Source organism: Alteromonas sp. Cnat2-8, from assembly GCF_022348355.1.
Classification (GTDB): Bacteria; Pseudomonadota; Gammaproteobacteria; order Enterobacterales; family Alteromonadaceae; genus Alteromonas; species Alteromonas macleodii.
In genome coordinates, this window is record NZ_JAKREX010000001.1 from 921,425 (window position 1) to 938,710 (window position 17,286).

At 46.1% G+C, this 17,286-nt stretch carries 10 protein-coding genes; 4 read left to right on the top strand and 6 right to left on the bottom strand.

Features of this window, described 5'->3' with window-relative positions; translation table 11 throughout:
* Nucleotides 1–4 precede the first annotated feature (4 nt).
* The 3 genes from astA (at nt 5) to MHN00_RS04010 (ending at nt 3,449) form a co-directional block, all read left to right on the top strand.
* Nucleotides 5–1,042 (top strand): arginine N-succinyltransferase, encoded by a 1,038-nt coding sequence (gene astA / locus MHN00_RS04000; RefSeq protein WP_014948020.1) that lies wholly within the window; start codon nt 5–7, stop codon nt 1,040–1,042.
* 13 nt (nt 1,043–1,055) lie between these two features.
* Nucleotides 1,056–2,525, top strand: a complete 1,470-nt coding sequence (gene astD, locus MHN00_RS04005) for a succinylglutamate-semialdehyde dehydrogenase (protein WP_239300332.1) — start codon at nt 1,056–1,058, stop codon at nt 2,523–2,525.
* A gap of 117 nt (nt 2,526–2,642) precedes the next feature.
* Nucleotides 2,643–3,449 (top strand): DUF1338 domain-containing protein, encoded by an 807-nt coding sequence (locus MHN00_RS04010; protein WP_039217670.1) that lies wholly within the window; start codon nt 2,643–2,645, stop codon nt 3,447–3,449.
* A 65-nt stretch (nt 3,450–3,514) separates the two neighbouring features.
* Here MHN00_RS04010 and MHN00_RS04015 read toward each other — a convergent pair whose 3' ends face one another.
* The 3 genes from MHN00_RS04015 to parC all read right to left on the bottom strand — a co-directional run bounded on the left by MHN00_RS04015 (nt 3,515) and on the right by parC (nt 8,580).
* Nucleotides 3,515–5,683 (bottom strand): bifunctional diguanylate cyclase/phosphodiesterase, encoded by a 2,169-nt coding sequence (locus MHN00_RS04015; protein ID WP_239244600.1) that lies wholly within the window; start codon nt 5,681–5,683, stop codon nt 3,515–3,517.
* 12 nt (nt 5,684–5,695) lie between these two features.
* Nucleotides 5,696–6,232, bottom strand: a complete 537-nt coding sequence (locus MHN00_RS04020) for a heme NO-binding domain-containing protein (RefSeq protein WP_014948016.1) — start codon at nt 6,230–6,232, stop codon at nt 5,696–5,698.
* A 62-nt stretch (nt 6,233–6,294) separates the two neighbouring features.
* Complete coding sequence (parC, locus tag MHN00_RS04025) at nt 6,295–8,580, bottom strand: DNA topoisomerase IV subunit A (protein ID WP_239300334.1); 2,286 nt, start codon at nt 8,578–8,580, stop codon at nt 6,295–6,297.
* A 326-nt stretch (nt 8,581–8,906) separates the two neighbouring features.
* Here parC and MHN00_RS04030 point away from each other — a divergent pair, with 326 nt between their 5' ends.
* Nucleotides 8,907–12,035, top strand: a complete 3,129-nt coding sequence (locus MHN00_RS04030; RefSeq protein WP_239300336.1) for a hybrid sensor histidine kinase/response regulator — start codon at nt 8,907–8,909, stop codon at nt 12,033–12,035.
* Nucleotides 12,036–12,064: 29 nt separating this feature from the next.
* On the opposite strand, the gene MHN00_RS04035 is transcribed toward MHN00_RS04030, so the two are convergent.
* From MHN00_RS04035 to MHN00_RS04045, 3 genes are all read right to left on the bottom strand, one after another.
* Nucleotides 12,065–12,760 (bottom strand): DUF2982 domain-containing protein, encoded by a 696-nt coding sequence (locus MHN00_RS04035; protein ID WP_239300338.1) that lies wholly within the window; start codon nt 12,758–12,760, stop codon nt 12,065–12,067.
* 165 nt (nt 12,761–12,925) lie between these two features.
* Nucleotides 12,926–16,072: an efflux RND transporter permease subunit gene (locus tag MHN00_RS04040; RefSeq protein ID WP_239300341.1), complete on the bottom strand. Its 3,147-nt coding sequence runs from the start codon at nt 16,070–16,072 to the stop codon at nt 12,926–12,928.
* Complete coding sequence (locus MHN00_RS04045) at nt 16,072–17,211, bottom strand: efflux RND transporter periplasmic adaptor subunit (RefSeq protein WP_014975468.1); 1,140 nt, start codon at nt 17,209–17,211, stop codon at nt 16,072–16,074. The genes MHN00_RS04040 and MHN00_RS04045 overlap by 1 nt, the downstream gene beginning before the upstream one ends.
* Nucleotides 17,212–17,286: the final 75 nt, after the last annotated feature.

Sequence of the window (17,286 nt, forward strand, 5' to 3'; positions counted from 1 at the left end):
GAACATGAATATCATTCGCCCTATCACGAAGGCCGACTATAACGCGCTTAAAGAAATCGCCGTTGAATCAGGTATTGGCTTTACGTCTTTACCTGTCAACGACGAGTTGCTGCAGCGTAAAATTGATCGTGCAGAAACTGCGTTTAACAAACCAAACGTAACCGAACCTGGCGATGAGTCATACTTGTTTGTAATGGAAGATACCACTACCGGACAGGTAGTGGGAACAACAGGTATTGAAGCGGCTGTTGGTATAGACGATGCGTTCTATCATTACCACCTAAGCAAAGTAGTGCACGCCTCGCGCGAGCTTAACATTCACAACACGGTAGACATTCTAACGTTTTGTAATGACTACACCGGTGTTACTGAAATATGTACGCTGTTTCTTCGCGAACAAGCCCGCGGCGGCATAAACGGCCGCTTCCTTTCAAAGGTTCGATTCTTGTTCATGATGGAGCACCGTGAACGCTTCTCAGAGACAGTTATTGCTGAAATGCGCGGTGTGAGTGACGAAGAAGGACGCTCACCATTTTGGGAGTGGTTGGAAACCCATTTCTTCTCAATGGATTTTCCTACTGCTGACTACTTAACAGGCATTGGTAATAAAGTGTTTATTGCTGAACTTATGCCGAAGTACCCGATATACGTAAATCTGCTTAGCAAAGAAGCGCAAGAAGTCATTGGCGAAGTCCATGACAAAACACGCCCTGCTCTTCAGCTTCTTGAAGAAGAAGGCTTTTCTTGCCGCGGCTACGTAGACATTTTCGACGCAGGCCCGACGGTAGAAGCAAACTTAAGCCACATCCGCACGGCTCAGTCGAGTTTAAAACTGCCTGTAGTGATTGACGATAGCGCTGCTGCCCAAGGGCAAACGCACTACATCATTAATACATCAGTATCTGATTTTCGTGCAGTTGCCACCGAGATGACGGTAAGCGAAGAAAAGCAAGTTGCCGTGCTATCTCGCCAAGCCGCTGCTGCATTGAATGTCAAAGAGGGAGAGCACGTACGCTTCGCCCCCGTTACATTCAGAGATTAAAAGGACACCCACTATGCTACATACACATTTTATCAACGGTGAATGGGTTGCCGGACAAGGTCATGACTTAGCGTCAATTGACCCTGCAAAAAACGAAGTGATTTGGGAAGGTAAGTCTGCGACAGCCTCTCAAATTGATGACGCAATTAACGCTGCTCGTGCTGCACTTCCAGTATGGAGCATGAAAACCGTTGAAGAGCGTCTTGAGATTATTAAGGTTTATGGCACTAAGCTAGAAGAAGCTAAAGCGCACCTTGCCAAAGCTATGGCTAAAGAAACGGGTAAGCCAGAGTGGGAAACTGCCACTGAAGTTGGCGCCATGATGGGCAAAATTGGTATTTCTGAAAAAGCCTATTTTGAACGCACGGGTAACGTTGAAAACCCAATGCCTGTAGGTAAAGCCTTCATTCGACACAAGCCTCACGGCGTTGTTGCTGTATTTGGCCCATACAACTTCCCTGGCCACCTGCCAAACGGACACATTGTTCCAGCCCTTATTGCAGGTAACACAGTTGTGTTTAAACCAAGCGATTTGACGCCTATGGTTGCACAAGAAATGGTGAAGCTATGGGATGCTGCTGGCCTGCCAGCGGGTGTACTCAACCTAGTACAAGGTGAAGTTGAAACAGGTAAGGCTTTGGCGTCGCATAACGATATCGATGGTCTTTTCTTTACGGGTAGCTCACGCACAGGAAAAATCTTGCACGAGCAGTTCGCAGGTCACCCAGGTAAAATTTTGGCTCTTGAAATGGGTGGAAACAACCCACTCATTGTTAAAGATGTGGCTGATGTTGATGCTGCCGTACATGACATCGTTCAATCTGCTTTCATTACGTCCGGTCAGCGCTGTACGTGTGCACGTCGCCTATTCTTACCAGCCGATGCACAGGGTGATGCAATCCTTGCTCGCTTAATCGAAGTGACCAAGAATATTAAGGTGGGTGATTATGACGCTGAAGATCAACCATTTATGGGCGCAATGATCTCAAGCAATGCCGCTGCACTGATGGTAAAAGCACAGCAAGAGCTTGAAAACCTTGGTGGTAAAGTACTGGTTCGCCTTGAACAAAAAGATGAGAACAAAGGTTTTGCTACTCCTGGCATCATTGATGTGACTGACATGCTTGCTTCACTGCCTGACGAAGAACACTTTGGTCCACTACTTAAAGTGATTCGTTACAGCAATTTTGACGCAGCTATCGCAGAAGCAAATAACACCAGCTTTGGCTTATCAGCAGGTCTTCTAGGCGACAACGAAGAAGATTATCGCTACTTCTTCGCACGCATTCGCGCGGGCATCGTAAACTGGAATAGACCTATTACAGGTGCAAGCAGCGCTGCGCCATTTGGTGGCGTGGGCGACAGTGGTAACCACAGAGCAAGCGCGTTTTATGCAGCTGACTACTGTGCGTATCCAGTTGCTTCAGTTGAGCTTGATAAAGTTACTATGCCGGGCAAATTAAGCCCAGGCTTGTCGATGTAACCCAAGCTTTTCACGTTACAAAAAGGCCGACATGATTTTTGTGTCGGCCAGTTTAGTACCAACCCTATACGAACTATTCGTTTAAAAATAGTCAACGACAGAAAGGACCCTACCACCATGCATAGCAACATCGATACGTTGTTTAGCAACATGTGGGACGATTACGTTACCATCACTCCCTCAGCGCATAAAATTCATGCACTTTTGGCGGGTGAAGAAAACACGAACGACATCGTTAACGACCATGTAGCTTTTCGAACTTTTGCTCTTGATAAAACCCGCTTAGACAAGCTTGCTGCGCACTTCTTAGCATTGGGTTATGAAGCTAAAGGCGACTATGACTTTGAAGCGAAAAAGCTTACTGCAAAGCATTTCGAGCACCCTGACGATACTAAACCAAAAGTATTTATTAGTGAGCTTCGTGTAAATGAGCTTTCTGAAACTGCTCAAGCAATTATCAAGAAGATGGTTGATCAAATGCCTGAGTCTGTAGTGGATGCAGATAACTTCTTGTACTCGGGTAAGCATTGGGACGTTACTAAAGCAGAATACGACACACTGCTTAACGAATCAGAATACGCGGCGTGGATGGCAGCATGGGGCTTCCGTGCTAACCACTTTACGGTAAGTGTTAATCACTTAACCCGTACTGACGAGCTTACCGACGTAAACACATTGCTTAAAGAAGCAGGCTTTGTGCTAAACACCTCTGGCGGCGAAATTAAAGGTGGGCCAGATGTATTTTTAGCGCAATCTTCAACGATGGCTGACCGTGCTGACGTAGCGTTTAGCGACGAAACTGTGGCAATTCCAAGCTGCTTCTACGAGTTTGCACAACGCTATGAAATGCCTGATGGTAAGCTTTACAAAGGCTTTGTTGCCGCATCGGCAGATAAAATCTTTGAAAGCACCAATGCTAAGTAACGAGCTTGCTTAGTCATTAAGAAAAGCCCGATAGGGCTTTTTTTGTTTATGCTTAGCTGAAGACATTACCGATTAGGCTCAGTAGTATGCCTTGCCAAGAACTGGTCGTAAGGCATTGGTTTATCAAAGTAAAACCCCTGCATTAGTTGAATGTCGGCCTGCTCCATGAAAGGCAAATAAGACTCCAACTCTACGCCTTCAGCCACCACATCTATTTGCAAACTCTTTAACATGGCTATCAAACCATTAAATAGCGCATTGGCTTTGCTATCTTGGTGAATACCCTGAATTAAGCTTTTATCCACCTTAACCACTTCAAACTGGAAACTTCGCAAGTAGCTAAGAGATGAAAAACCACTGCCAAAATCATCCAGAGACAGTCTAAACCCATGCTCTCTCAACGTGTTTAATGCTCTAAGTGCTGATTTTTCATCGCGAATAAAGACCGACTCAGTGAGCTCTAGCTCAATAAATTCGGGAGACACATCATTATCCATACAGATAGACATTGCCTGATTTGGAAATTCCGGGTCAAGCATCTGATTAGCGCTGATATTCACAGACAAAGGAATGGCGTCACCCTGCTGCGATTCCATTATTGAAATGTAATCACATGCCGCTTCCAGCGCTTGAAGACCAATGGCGCTGTCCAGCTTGTGCTCTTCTGCTATGGGAATAAACACTGCTGGCGATACAACACCGTGCAAGCCTGAAATCCAGCGACACAGTACTTCACCGCCCTTTAACTCGCCGTTTAGATCATATTTACCCTGAATATAGAAATCGAGAAGGTGGTTCTCTACCGTTCTGCGCAAGTCATTCACCATACTGACCTGCTGGGTCATGCTCTCATAGAGACCTGACTCGTAAATAAACGCCTGCCCTTTACCCAGCTCTTTCGCACGGTACATTGCGGCGTCGGCACACTGCACCAAGCTTTCTAGGTTATCACTATGTTCTGGAAATTCAGCAATGCCAATACTGGCAGACAGCCTAAGCTCCGACGTTTTTACGGTTATGGCGTCTTCTTCTATCTGGCTGATAAGCCGCTCAGAGCGTTCAGCAATTTCCTCAACATTCTGATTAGGCAATACGGCAATAAACTCATCACCACCCCACCTGCCGACTTCCCCTATCGGGCCGAATATGGCAGTAAGGAGCGCTCCTACGCGCTGAAGCTCAATATCCCCTCTTTCATGCCCTGCGTTATCGTTAATTGCTTTGAACCCGTCCAGATCAATAAAGACCAAAATAAAGTGCTGTTCTTTTTGTACTAACCCGGAGATGGACTCACGCAGCGAATTGCGATTGGAAAGGCCGGTTAACTCATCGTGCAATGCCAGTTGACGTAGTTTGGCTTCGTTGCGTTTTCTATCGCTGATGTCGCGCATTGTGGCAATCAAATAAGATGACGTTTGCTGGTAGGTCTCAAACAAAGCCACCGAGATATCGACAACCTTAATTTCACCGTTTTGCGTCTTCACTTTCGACTCGAAGCGAATTTGTTTATCAAGCGCCAACTGCACTTTATCGACTTTCTCAGCAATGAATATTTGGTTGAAATCCAAACCAATGCATTGCTCTTTGAAAGGCGCAGCAATCAGCTGAATATATGCATCGTTACATTCTGTGATAACAAGATCAGGTGAGAGTACTAACATGGGCTCACGTGAGCTCGCAAAAGCAGAGGCCATTAGGTGAAACGATTGTTCAGCTTTTCGCTGTTGAGTAATGTCTTTTGTGGTACCAACAATTTGAAGCGCTTCACCCGCTTTTCCACGCTTTAGCACGCGCCCGCGCAGCCTTACCCACTGAAAATCGCTGTCGAGCTTTAAGCGAAAGGAAAACTCTATACGGTCACGATTGCCGTGTAGCGCCATGCTCCAGTGAAACTGCAGGCCGTCTAAATCGTCCTCATGTACCCGCTCTAGAAGCTCAATTAAGGTGCCTGACCAGGTAGATACACTTTCAGAATGTAGTGAGAATGAGCGAAATTCCATAATGTCATTCTCTGCCTCCCAATTCCAAAAAGACTCCTGCGACGCCCATAGTGCAAGTTCCAAATCTTTCTGTGCACTTTGGCTTTTTTGAAGCGTAGCATACAAACTTTGCGTCTTTTCTCTCAGCAAAGCTTCGGCTTGCTCTCTCGCATTTCGCTCTCGCTTTAAACGCCTTTCAAGTAACGCAGCACGGTCGCTACCAGAAGGCGTGCTATGCGTTGTTCCATCTGACATAACATGCCTCCGTTAAACGAGAGATATACTAAATTCGTAGGTATGAGGCGTATCTAGTTGATGGGTTTCCCTTTCCAGGGTGCAGTTGTAATGAGCTGCGGCTGCGTCCATCAAGCCTTCTGCTAAAGGATATAATTCTCTTTCAGAATAATACTGTAAGCGCATGGTGTTATCGGTTCTGGATATCACCGTAAATCGGGGTAGGTCGGCGTCTGGGTAGAGCTTCTTAACCTGAACATGAATGTCGCCGTCCAAGTGCTCCAGCATATCCAACATGCCTTCTGTATTGGCTAGCACGTCGCCATGTACTGCACCTAACTTACCAAATAAGTAATAGCCAAAATCGTAGAGTAGCTCGTTAGCTGACTTACCCGTTTTCTCCACCAGCACACCTAACAGGCGTTGCATTTGTTCAAACGGGTAATAGCCCACTGCGGTATAAGCGCCGTCGTTTTCTAACCCAGCTTCCATGATGACATCGTCAGCAAACTCAGGAGAAACTTTCTCCTCTAGCATATCGATTAACGATGTAAAAACTATGCCTAGCATGTAAATTCCTCATCTAATCCCTTTTGAGTGTAGTTCACCTAAGCATAAGAACAACTTAAACTTTATGACAAATCTTCAGATGTTTCGGTCTTGCTGGGTAAGACAACTTCAACCGTATCAACCCGCTGTAGTCCTCGCGGTAATTTATTCCCTCTTCGGCCTCTTTCTCCCTGATAGTGGGTAAGGTCGTCAGCCGTCAGTGTCATGTTGCGCTTACCGGCTCCCACTTTAATTGCGGCACCATCAGGTACAACAGCAAGCACCTTCACGTACTCTTCTCGAGATTGCGATTTTGCAGAAGGAATATTGATAAGCTTGTTCCCCTTCCCTTTACCTAAACTTGGTAAGTCGCGTAGTGGGAACATGAGCATGCGACCTTCATTAGAAATACTTAGGCACCAGTCGGAGTCTGGATTTGTAACCGGTGTTGGTTTCATCACTTTCGCCGCAGTAGGCAATGATAAGTAGGCTTTACCTGCCTTGTTCTTACTCACCATATCTTTAAATGTGCCGACGAAGCCGTAGCCTGCATCAGAACCTACTAAGAATTTGCTTTCGTCTTGCGCCATAATGACGTGTTGGAATGACTCGCCACCCACTATGCTGAAGCGGCCTGTTAGCGGCTCTCCCTGACTTCGTGCAGAAGGTAATCCATGAGCGTCACAAGAGAAAGTACGACCTGAACTATCCATAAACACGGCAGGCTGATTGCTCTTGCCTTCGGCGCTGGATAAATAGGCATCACCAGCTTTGTAGCTTAAACCTTCCGCATCGATATCGTGACCTTTTGCACAGCGTGCCCAGCCCTTTTCTGACAGCACAACGGTTACAGACTCAGCAGGTACCAGCTCTTTTTCAGACAGCGCTTTAGCTTCACCACGCTCAACAATAGGTGAGCGTCTGTCGTCACCGTACTTTTCAGCGTCTGCAAGGATTTCTTTCTTAATTAGGGTTTTAAGACGGCGATCTGAGCCTAGAAGCTGCTGGAGCTTGTCGCGCTCTTCTGCAAGTTCATCTTGCTCGCCTTTAATCTTCATTTCTTCTAACTTGGCTAAGTGACGAAGCTTCAATTCCAGAATTGCTTCCGCTTGTGTGTCACTTAAACCGAATCGCGCCATTAATTCTGGTTTTGGTTTGTCGTACGTGCGAATAATTTCGATAACTTCATCGATATTCAAAAACGCAATTAATAAACCTTCTAAAATATGCAAACGCGCTAACACTTTATCTAAACGGTATTGCAAGCGGCGCGTCACGGTATCTTTTCGGTACTGCAACCATTCAGACAAAATCGTACGTAAATCTTTCACCTGAGGGCGACCGTCTAGGCCAATCATGTTCAAGTTGACCCGGTAGTTTTTCTCTAGGTCGGTAGTTGCAAATAAATGCTGCATCAGCTGAGTTACATCGATGCGATTTGAGCGAGGCGTAATCACCAAACGGGTTGGATTTTCATGATCCGATTCGTCTCGAAGATCGCTTACCATCGGTAACTTTTTCGCCTGCATTTGCGCGGCAATTTGCTCTAGTATCTTGGCACCAGACGCTTGGTGAGGTAGAGCGGTAATGACAACATCACCGTTTTCTTCCATATACACCGCGCGCATTTTTATAGAACCACGCCCAGTCTCGTACAGTTTTTGAATATCAGCCTTTGGCGTAATAATTTCAGCTTCGGTAGGATAGTCAGGTCCATTAACGTGTTCTAGCACGTCGCTAAGCTCGGCTTTGCTGTTGTCTAACAACATGGCACACGCGTTGGCCAACTCTCTCACGTTGTGAGGAGGAATATCCGTCGCCATGCCAACGGCAATCCCTGTCACGCCATTTAATAGGATATGTGGCAAGCGAGCTGGAAGCACGCTAGGCTCGTTTAGCGTACCGTCAAAATTAGGTACCCAATCTACCGTACCTTGTCCAAGTTCATTCAGCAGCACCTCAGAGAAGCGCGAGAGCTTAGCTTCCGTATAACGCATGGCAGCAAACGATTTCGGATCATCCGGCGCACCCCAGTTACCTTGACCATCTACTAAAGGGTAGCGATAAGAGAAAGGCTGAGCCATGAGCACCATCGCCTCATAACAGGCAGAATCGCCGTGAGGGTGAAACTTACCCAGCACATCACCTACGGTTCTCGCCGATTTTTTATATTTGGCGTTTGCATTTAACCCTAGGTCTGACATCGCATAAATGATGCGTCGCTGAACAGGCTTTAAGCCATCCGAAATATGTGGAAGTGCACGATCCATGATGACGTACATGGAATAGTTTAGATAAGCGTCTTCGGTGAAACGTCGAAGAGGAAGTTGCTCTACCCCATCGCGATTAATGATGATCTCGTCACTCATGATAGTTTTTTCGTTTTGTTATTAATACCAATGCGCTCGTGCTAGTTAGGCTGTCGATTGTGGACAATTTAGCGCACCACTTAGTGAAAGCTCCCGAGCGTTAAAGGCTATTGTGGGGTAAACCGCATTTGTGTGCAATCCTTGAAACCAATTGTCGCGACTTTTGGGTCTTACTCACTGTATGGGGTGAGGGTTTGTTTTGTTATTCTTCAAAGAGAGTGGTTAAATAGCATTGGGTGAAATTTGCCGTTCAATTTTCACTCTTACGAGTAAAACTAAAAAATAATAAAGCCCCTAATCAAACGGTAACGTAAGTACAGATAATCATGGCTATCTTTCGCGTATTCTTTTTTTTATTTCTTGTTGTAAGCAGTTACCTGCCTTCGAATGCCAGCGCGCAGCATATCGAGCAGCTCTTCGATGAAGAAAGTACGCTAGATTTATCAGACTCTCTGTATTTTTTATTTGAAACCGATTATCAGCTTACTATCAGCGATGTATCACGAAGGCGCAATGACTTCCTTATGCATCCCCATGACAACCCTAACTTTGGGTTTCGTAATAATGGCATGTGGCTACTCACTTCTGTTGCCAATGTTTCAAACGATAAACACTGGGTGTTCTCAATAAATTTCAGCCAACTCGACAGTGTTGATTTTTATTTGGTGCAAAACGGCAAGGTAATAAAGCAAAGCCATCAGGGGAAAGCTCAAAAAGAACAGCGTTTTCGTGTTCCAACCTTTCGTGTTGAGCTGCCTGATAGCGATCCTGTCGACCTTTACATACGCATTGAAAGTCGCTCGTCTAGCCTAATTGCACCACTTCGAATTCAAGCCGAACCGCTACATAGCAGCTACTTCCAAATGGACAGCTTGCTCTGGGGCTTTTTCTACGGCGGATTGCTTATTCTCGCTATTTATAACCTTGCTCTATTTTTTGGCGTGCGGGAAAAAAGTCTGATTGCCTATGTTGGCTATATCGCTGCGGTTATTCTGTGGCAGTTTGTGTGGGGCGGCCATACGCACTTGCTGTTTAGTCAGGGGATCCCCTCTTGGCTGGTTGGGCATTCCGAGCTGATATTCGTAATTATTGGTATAAGCTCAGGCTTTTTTACCAAGACATTTTTGGAAACGGAAAAGCACTCTCCCACGGCACATCCTGTCATTAACTTATTGTTGGTTTGCCAAGCGTTAACAGGGCTGGTGTGCTTCGTCGATCTGCTTCCTTCTATTTGGAAGAACAACCTAGTATACGGCGTGGGTCTTGTGGCGATATTGAGTTATATCTACGCCGGGTTCGAAGCATTTTTCAATAAGTTTAAGCCCGCGCGTTACTTCATATTTGCATGGAGTATGCTCGCCACAGGCGCAATTATAGGTATGTTAAGCCTTATCGGAATTTTACCTTCCAACGACTTCACCACCTATTGTTTTCAGGTGGGTGTTTTCTTAGAAGCAGGGCTCTTTTCCTTTGCATTAATGGAGAAAAGCAGAGGCCAGCTGGAAAGCGAAGTTGAGCAAGCAACAAATGATTTGCGCAACAATATGGAGCTCATTGAAGAGCAGAATGCCCGTTTAGATATCGCGCGCAAAGATGCGATAAAAGCCAGTAACGTTAAATCTCAATTTCTGGCCAACATGAGCCATGAAATTCGCACACCTCTTAATGCTATCTTGGGGTTCAGCAAAGAGTTGAACAATGCGTCGCTGCCCACTGACCAGCAAGAGCAAGTCAGAATTGTTAACACGGCTGCGGACAACCTGCTAACAATCGTTAACGATATCCTCGATTTTTCTAAGATTGAGGCCGGTAAACTGCAAATTAATAATCAGCCTTTCTCGCCCAATAAGCTGCTTGAAGAAATGGTCACTATCATGGCTAAATCTTCCCACAGCAAGCGCATCGAATTTGTATTTGATTTGCACCCGCTCCCTGAAAAACTCATTGGCGATGTGTTTCGTATTAAGCAAGTGCTCAATAACTTGTTAAGTAATGCACTTAAATTCACGTCCAGCGGTACCATTACGTTTTCGGTGAGCGGACGCTCGCTTCCTCATGGTATTCACGAAGTAAATATTACCGTTGAAGACACAGGTATCGGAATAAGCCGACAAGACAGAAAAAAGCTATTTAACGCCTTCTCGCAAGTAGACGACGCCCTTAACCGTAATTACCAAGGCACTGGATTAGGTCTCGTGATAAGTCGAGAGCTGGTTCGCTTAATGAACGGTGATCTAACGCTAAAAAGTGTATTAGGCCAAGGCTCTACGTTTAACGTATCACTACGTATGAACCAGTTAAGCCAGAAATATGCGTTAACTAGTAGTGAAGACTGGAAAGGTAAGAACGTGGTTATTTTCGACCCGGTACCTGCAACACGTCGCTCAAGTGCAAGCATGTTATCGATTTTGGGTGCGCAGGTTACCTCTGTTGAATCACTAGATTATTTGATGTCACTTAAAGGCCAGTACGACTTTTTCATGGCAACTGTGCCGGTAAGTAAGATGGGATTGCGGGATACCTATTTAAGTCGTTTTGTACAATTCCCTGCGCAAAAGCGCATACTTTGGTATTCCGGCCCTGAACCTTTTGCGCAATACCCAAGCCTGTCGCAACATTTCCATTCACAAGCGCGTATGCCGATGACGCTTACCAAGTTAGATAGCCTGGTGCACCACCATACAACGCCAGCTAAAAATGCGATACAAGAGAAAATAGGCACGCTACCAAAAGCTAAAATTCTTGCCGTTGATGACATGGAAATGAATCTTAAACTGCTGCATACGTGGCTCGATCATTCTCCTGTCGAGCTCACCACAACGATTAGTGGACAAGACGCCGTCAATCAGTGCCAGACTCAAGAGTTTGACTTAATTCTCATGGACGTGCAGATGCCAGGCATGGACGGACTGCAGGCCACCCGAGAAATTCGTAAATCACCGTTGAATATGGGTACCCCAATAGTGGCAGTGACAGCCCACGCGTTTAAAGAAGAGCAAGAAAGATTGCTTGCCTCTGGCATGGACGATTACTTACCTAAGCCTATTGAGGTTGAGCTACTTATTACGCTTATCAATTCGTGGTGCCACAATGTTGAGCCCGGTGAAATCGTCTTTCCCTCTATCGACTGGCAGCTAGCACTTAAACGAGCGAATCAAAATCAAGATACAGCAAAAGAAATGTTAGACAGTTTTATTGCGTTACTGCCCGAAACTATCGAGACACTTTCGGCGCTTTGGGACGATCAAGATTACAATGGGCTTAAGACCGAAGTTCACAAACTACACGGTGCGTGTTGCTATACAGGTCTACCGCGCATGCAGCATTTAGCCAACGAAACAGAGAGCTCACTTAAACTTGGTCAGCACAAGCTAGTCGAGGAAAACTTACCAGCCCTTATTGCCGAAGCCAAGAAAGTGCTTAACGAGAGTAAATTGAAGGACAGCCGCAGCTAGGCAAATAAAGTCTAATTGCTACGATGAGCTTAGCTGGCTTCAGAAGACTGCCTAGCTTTCTGGCACTGAGCAATAAGTCCTGCAAACTCGCTGGCATCCCTATCTAGCTCTGAGCTCGCGATAAAAATATCATACCCAAGGCGCTTTCTTAGCTCTACCATACGATGTGCCAGCATAGCTTTAATGCCTTTAATGATGGTCCCGTCTTCCATAACGTACTGCTTATCGTCAAACATAGATTGCTCATAACAGCTTCCAGAGGCGCAATTCTCATCTGTGTTCTGCATTAGCAATGGCCGCTGCTCCATTAACAAGTGCGTTGCAAGCCGTGGTGAAATCGTATTGAGGAAATCCGTGTAACTTTTGATTTTGAAACCGATGGTTTCAAGGGGAATATGCTCCAGCCCATGACGAACACGGGGGCAATCTGCGCGCAGCAGGTTGTCCCAGTGAATACGCCAACTGCCCAGACGGTGGCGATAAGTAATATAGTCTTTGGCTATTTCCAAACTATAGTCGGGCTCACGAATTTTGAAGTACCCTACGAGCAAGCACACTAACGCGGCACTGGTGATGAAAATCCCCGCTAAGAACAGCCAATCGGGAAGAAAGGCTAACCACAGTGCCGCAACACACAAACCGATACAGCCCAGCACCAGGCTGCTAATACCGTTACTTTTCGAGGCTGCTCGGATATAGATTGGTTCGACACTAGTACCAGACATAAAAATACACCACCAACATGATTACGGCCCAAACGATATAAAGTCTCATGCGTTTACACTTAACGCAGTCGGTTTGCCACCAACGCAAAAGAGGATTTGATTTTCGCATACGCTAAGTAAGCCAAATTTATACGTGGGTTAAAAAGGGATAGTTTAACCGTAAAATTATGCCAATGTGTGATTTCTATAACGGTATCGTTGAAAAGCCGCCACTATAGTTGGCGTAAAGACTAACGACAAGATTACCGAGAATCCTACTCCACCAGCCAGCACCACGGCCAACGGCGGCCAAAAGCTACCTTCACTGAACAATAGCAAAGGAATCAATCCACCTACCGTTGTGAAAGTAGTCGATAAAATATGGCGGCTACAGCTCATGGTTTCTTCAACAATGGCTTTCGTGTCTCCCTGCTTTGCTTTGGGGTTCGCGTTGATAGCGGCAATGACCACTATCGATCCGTTGATTGCTACGCCAATAAGGCCAGCACAACCTAGCAGCGGATTAAACCCAACCGGCAATCCAGATATCCAAAGACTGAACATACCCAGCCCTACAGAAAGTATTGCCACTAATCCGATTACACCCGCCATGCGCAAGCTGGTAAAAGTCAGAATGAGCGTTGTTACCATAAGAACCAACAGCACCGGCGCATAGGTCGCTAATTTACCTAATGCTTGCTGCTGTTCATCAGCGTCTCCCGCTAAATGAATACGATATCCTTCGGGAAGAATTAATCGACTTTCGAGAAGATCTCGCAAATGATTACTTGCATCAATGGCCGGGACACCAGGAAGCAAAAACGCCTGAATACGATTTAGCCTTTCGCCATCAAGGCGCGTAATACTGCTGGTTGCAGGCTGAAGCGTTAAGTTTGTTACAGCAGCAAGTGGCGACCAAGAAATAGCATTGTCTCCTGCAACCGGAATTGGCATGGCGTCTACGCCCGTTACATTTTGTCTATACGCCTCGTCTAGCCTTACGCGTACAGGAATTTCTTCTGTGCTTTCCAAAACAGAACCACCGGTAATACCTGAAAAGTTTATCTGCATTTGATTGGCAAGCTCGGAAAGCGTAAGCCCCAAGTAAGACAGGTTATCGCTGTCCGCGTTTATTTTAAGCTCGGGTTCTCCCATTGAAACGCTGGTTATAGACTGAGAAATGCCGTCGACTTCAGACATTAACATGCGTACTTTGTCGCCTAGGTCATTCAGCACATTCAGATCAGGGCCGAAAATCTCTACCTCAACAGGCGCCGCAATAGGCGGCCCCTGCCCAAAGGCTCGCACTACAATTTGTACTTCTGGATACGCGCTATCAAGCTCTTGTTGTAGTTTGCCCACTAGCGCAACAGCGTCATCCACTGTATCTGTCGACACCACAGCATTTGCGAAATAAGGCATGTTGTCACGCGTCATCATCTGGTTGTAGTACACCGACGGCGCAGAGCCCCCGACTAACCAACTAACTTGTTTCACGCCTTGCTCACTGCGAATAGCACTATCTATTTTTTTAACATAGCTCGTTGTGTTGTCGATGCTGCTCCCTTCTTTGGTCCACAGGTACACTTCGAACTGGTCTCTATCTGCACTTGGGAAAAACACATTCGCCAAGGTGCCCGACAATACAAAACCCGATAAACAAAGGATAGCAATAACCGGTAACACCAAAATTGGCTGTTTAACCCATCTACCCAATTGCTTTTTAAAAGCGAGACTGAGCTCTGGCGCTTGTAATCCCACTTTCCACCACGCCTTCGATGCTATTTCATGTTGCAAACTATTGTCGTGCTTTGGCAAAAATCGGGCAGCGAGGGCTGCAATGATAGTAAGAGAAATAAACAGCGAGCCAATAAGTGCCATCACCACGCTAATGGCAATCGGGCCAACAAAGTCACCAATGTTTCCGTCTAAAAGAAAGATGGGCATAAAGCCTAAAATGGTCGTAAGCGTTGAAGCCAAAAGCGGTACAAATAGATGTGAAACGCTTTTGGCCATAGCACCTACTCGCGTTAAATTAGGATCTTGTAAATTAATGCGAATTTCATCGGTAATAACAATGGCATTATCGATTAGTAAACCAATGGCGATGATCATGCCAAAGATAGACATTTGGTGAATTTGCTCGTCGTAAAAACTTAAAGAGAACAGGGCAAAAGCGGCGCATAAGGGAAGTGCCAGGCCCACAATCCACGCAGCACGAAACCCCATGAAAAGTAGAATAACCATCATGACCACGGCGCACCCCATAAGCAGGTTCATCGATAAGTCAGCAAGGCGAGTAGCGGTATATTCGTTTTGCTCAAATGCGACGGTAGCGGTTAAGGTTCCGCTGAAGTCTTTATTGAACTGCTCCACTACTGCTAATGCATTTTCTGTCCATACATCAGAACGCAGTGACGGCTGCATACGCGCTGCCACAAATATAGACTCTTCACCATTTAGAAATGCCACTTCGTTGCGAGGGGTAGTAAAACTGCGCTCCACTGTAGCGACGTCTTCTACCCGTAAGTAGCGGCCTTGCTCGTTAACTAAGGGAATTGAAGCAATCATGTTCACGCCATTTAAGCCCTCTCCCACTGTAAAGCGCAAATTACTTTGCTGGGAGTTAAGCATTCCCGCAGGCAATTTGGGGTCGGCGCGGCTTATTAAATTGCTTACTTGCTGTAAGGTAAGACCCGTTGCGGCAAGCTTAATAGGGTCGATATTGACGCTAATCTCTTCCTGCGGTGCGCCGTATACACGCACTAGCTCAGTGCCGTTAACGTTTCGCAGCCTGTCTGTAAGTTCTTGAGCCAAACGCGCGGTGAGTGTAATAGGGGTATTTTCAAAGTGGTCTGCTCGCACAGATAGCAATAAAGTGAACGCTGTCGCGCCGCGCTTTTCATCGAAAACTGGCGCCATTGCACCTTCAGGGAATGACTCAGCGGCAGCGCCAATGGCATCGCGAATTTCACTGAATAGTTGTTCGTTACTTGAATTATTTATCCAGTCTTGCGTCTCTATGAGAATGATGGAGATACCAGCACGCGACGTGGACTTCACTTCCTTTATTTCAAATATTTCTCTAAGCCTGTCTTCAAGCACATCACTAACCAAAGCCTCTACCCGTTCCGCCGATGCGCCTGGGTATTGAGTGATGATTAATGCGTTTCGCGTATCTATTCGCGGGTCTTCAATACGCGGCAGAGAGCCTAATGCTGACAACCCTGCTGTGACTAGCACCAGAAGACTCAGTATGAGTAAATGCCCTCGTCGGTAAAATAAGGTATACCATGGATAAGATTTATCTGAGCCGAAGTTAAATGACTTCATTAGCGTGCCCCAGCTTGATGTTGACTGGGGATTGATACCATTTGGCCAGGTGCGAGTTTGTGTGTACCTTCGCTTACGTAAACCTCTCCATCTTTAAGCGCTCCGCGCACAAACGCGTTGTTTCCGTCGGTATATACAACTTCCACTACACGGGCTTCAAGGGTGGCGTTTTGCTCGTTTGATAAAACAAATACACGCCACAAACCGCGCAAGCCGTTGCTTAGCGCGTTAACCGGCAGCCAACTTCCGGTCTCAGAGTGAGAACGAAAGCCAGACAAAATGGCCATGTCACCGGGGCGTACCCGCTCATTACTATTTAATGTCACTAAAATATCAATGGTTCGCGTTTGCACGTTGCGAACAGGTAAGCGTTGCGTAACAGTACCCGCCACATCAATATCCCCGACGCTAACCAGCACCGGCTCATTAAGGTCAAACTGATCCACAACATCGGCAGGTACCGCGAAACGTGCCTGATAATTCTCTATGCCCGTAATTCCAAACACGGGGGTTCCAGCGCTAACTACACTGCCTTCATCAAAAAATCGTCGATTGACTACGCCATCGAAGGGAGAAATAAGGGTCGTTTTTTCTATTTCTACATTCAGTGATTCAAGGGCGGCCTGCATTTCACTAACTTGGGCCTTAGCGACATTGAGACTTGCCTTGGTTTCGTCTAGTCGCTGCGCTGATTCTAGCTTTTTCTCAACCAACGACGTGGTTCTTTCGCTGTTTACTCTAGCAAGTTCAAGGTCGGCGTTCGCACGCTCAAGTGAGGCTTGAAGCTCACGTTTTCTGGCGTTGAGACGCTGAATATCTTGACGGGCTAGAACATCTCCCTTGCTTACTACATCGCCCTCTTCAACAAGTAATGTATTGACTTGCCCTGCCATATCGAATGAAAGCGAAGTGGCCCGCGGGGATTCGATTAGCCCAAAAACATTGATTGGAGTTTCAAAGCCCGATTGAATTTTGACTGTTCCAGTGGACACTGCAACGGGAACTCTTGCCTCTGGCGTTTGTGTCGCATTGCCAAGACCTGCTGTCATCAAAAGAATGACCAACGCTGCAGTAAAAACGGCAATAGCGATAATAAGTGAGAGTTTGCCACTTTTAGAAGGCGTCGTTGCAGCAGTCATAACATTTCCTTTAACCAGTTTAGCGTTTGCTCTGGGCTATATTTGCATACTTATTGTGCTATGCTAGTATATAAA

Excerpts from the sequence above, each read along its gene's own strand:
- MHN00_RS04020 (WP_014948016.1), bottom strand. The coding sequence starts at position 6,232 with ATGCTAGGCATAGTTTTTACATCGTTAATCGATATGCTAGAGGAGAAA.
- astD (WP_239300332.1), top strand. The coding sequence starts at position 1,056 with ATGCTACATACACATTTTATCAACGGTGAATGGGTTGCCGGACAAGGT.
- parC (WP_239300334.1), bottom strand. The coding sequence starts at position 8,580 with ATGAGTGACGAGATCATCATTAATCGCGATGGGGTAGAGCAACTTCCT.
- MHN00_RS04045 (WP_014975468.1), bottom strand. The coding sequence starts at position 17,211 with ATGACTGCTGCAACGACGCCTTCTAAAAGTGGCAAACTCTCACTTATT.
- MHN00_RS04030 (WP_239300336.1), top strand. The coding sequence starts at position 8,907 with ATGGCTATCTTTCGCGTATTCTTTTTTTTATTTCTTGTTGTAAGCAGT.
- MHN00_RS04015 (WP_239244600.1), bottom strand. The coding sequence starts at position 5,683 with ATGTCAGATGGAACAACGCATAGCACGCCTTCTGGTAGCGACCGTGCT.
- MHN00_RS04040 (WP_239300341.1), bottom strand. The coding sequence starts at position 16,072 with ATGAAGTCATTTAACTTCGGCTCAGATAAATCTTATCCATGGTATACC.
- MHN00_RS04010 (WP_039217670.1), top strand. The coding sequence starts at position 2,643 with ATGCATAGCAACATCGATACGTTGTTTAGCAACATGTGGGACGATTAC.
- astA (WP_014948020.1), top strand. The coding sequence starts at position 5 with ATGAATATCATTCGCCCTATCACGAAGGCCGACTATAACGCGCTTAAA.
- MHN00_RS04035 (WP_239300338.1), bottom strand. The coding sequence starts at position 12,760 with ATGTCTGGTACTAGTGTCGAACCAATCTATATCCGAGCAGCCTCGAAA.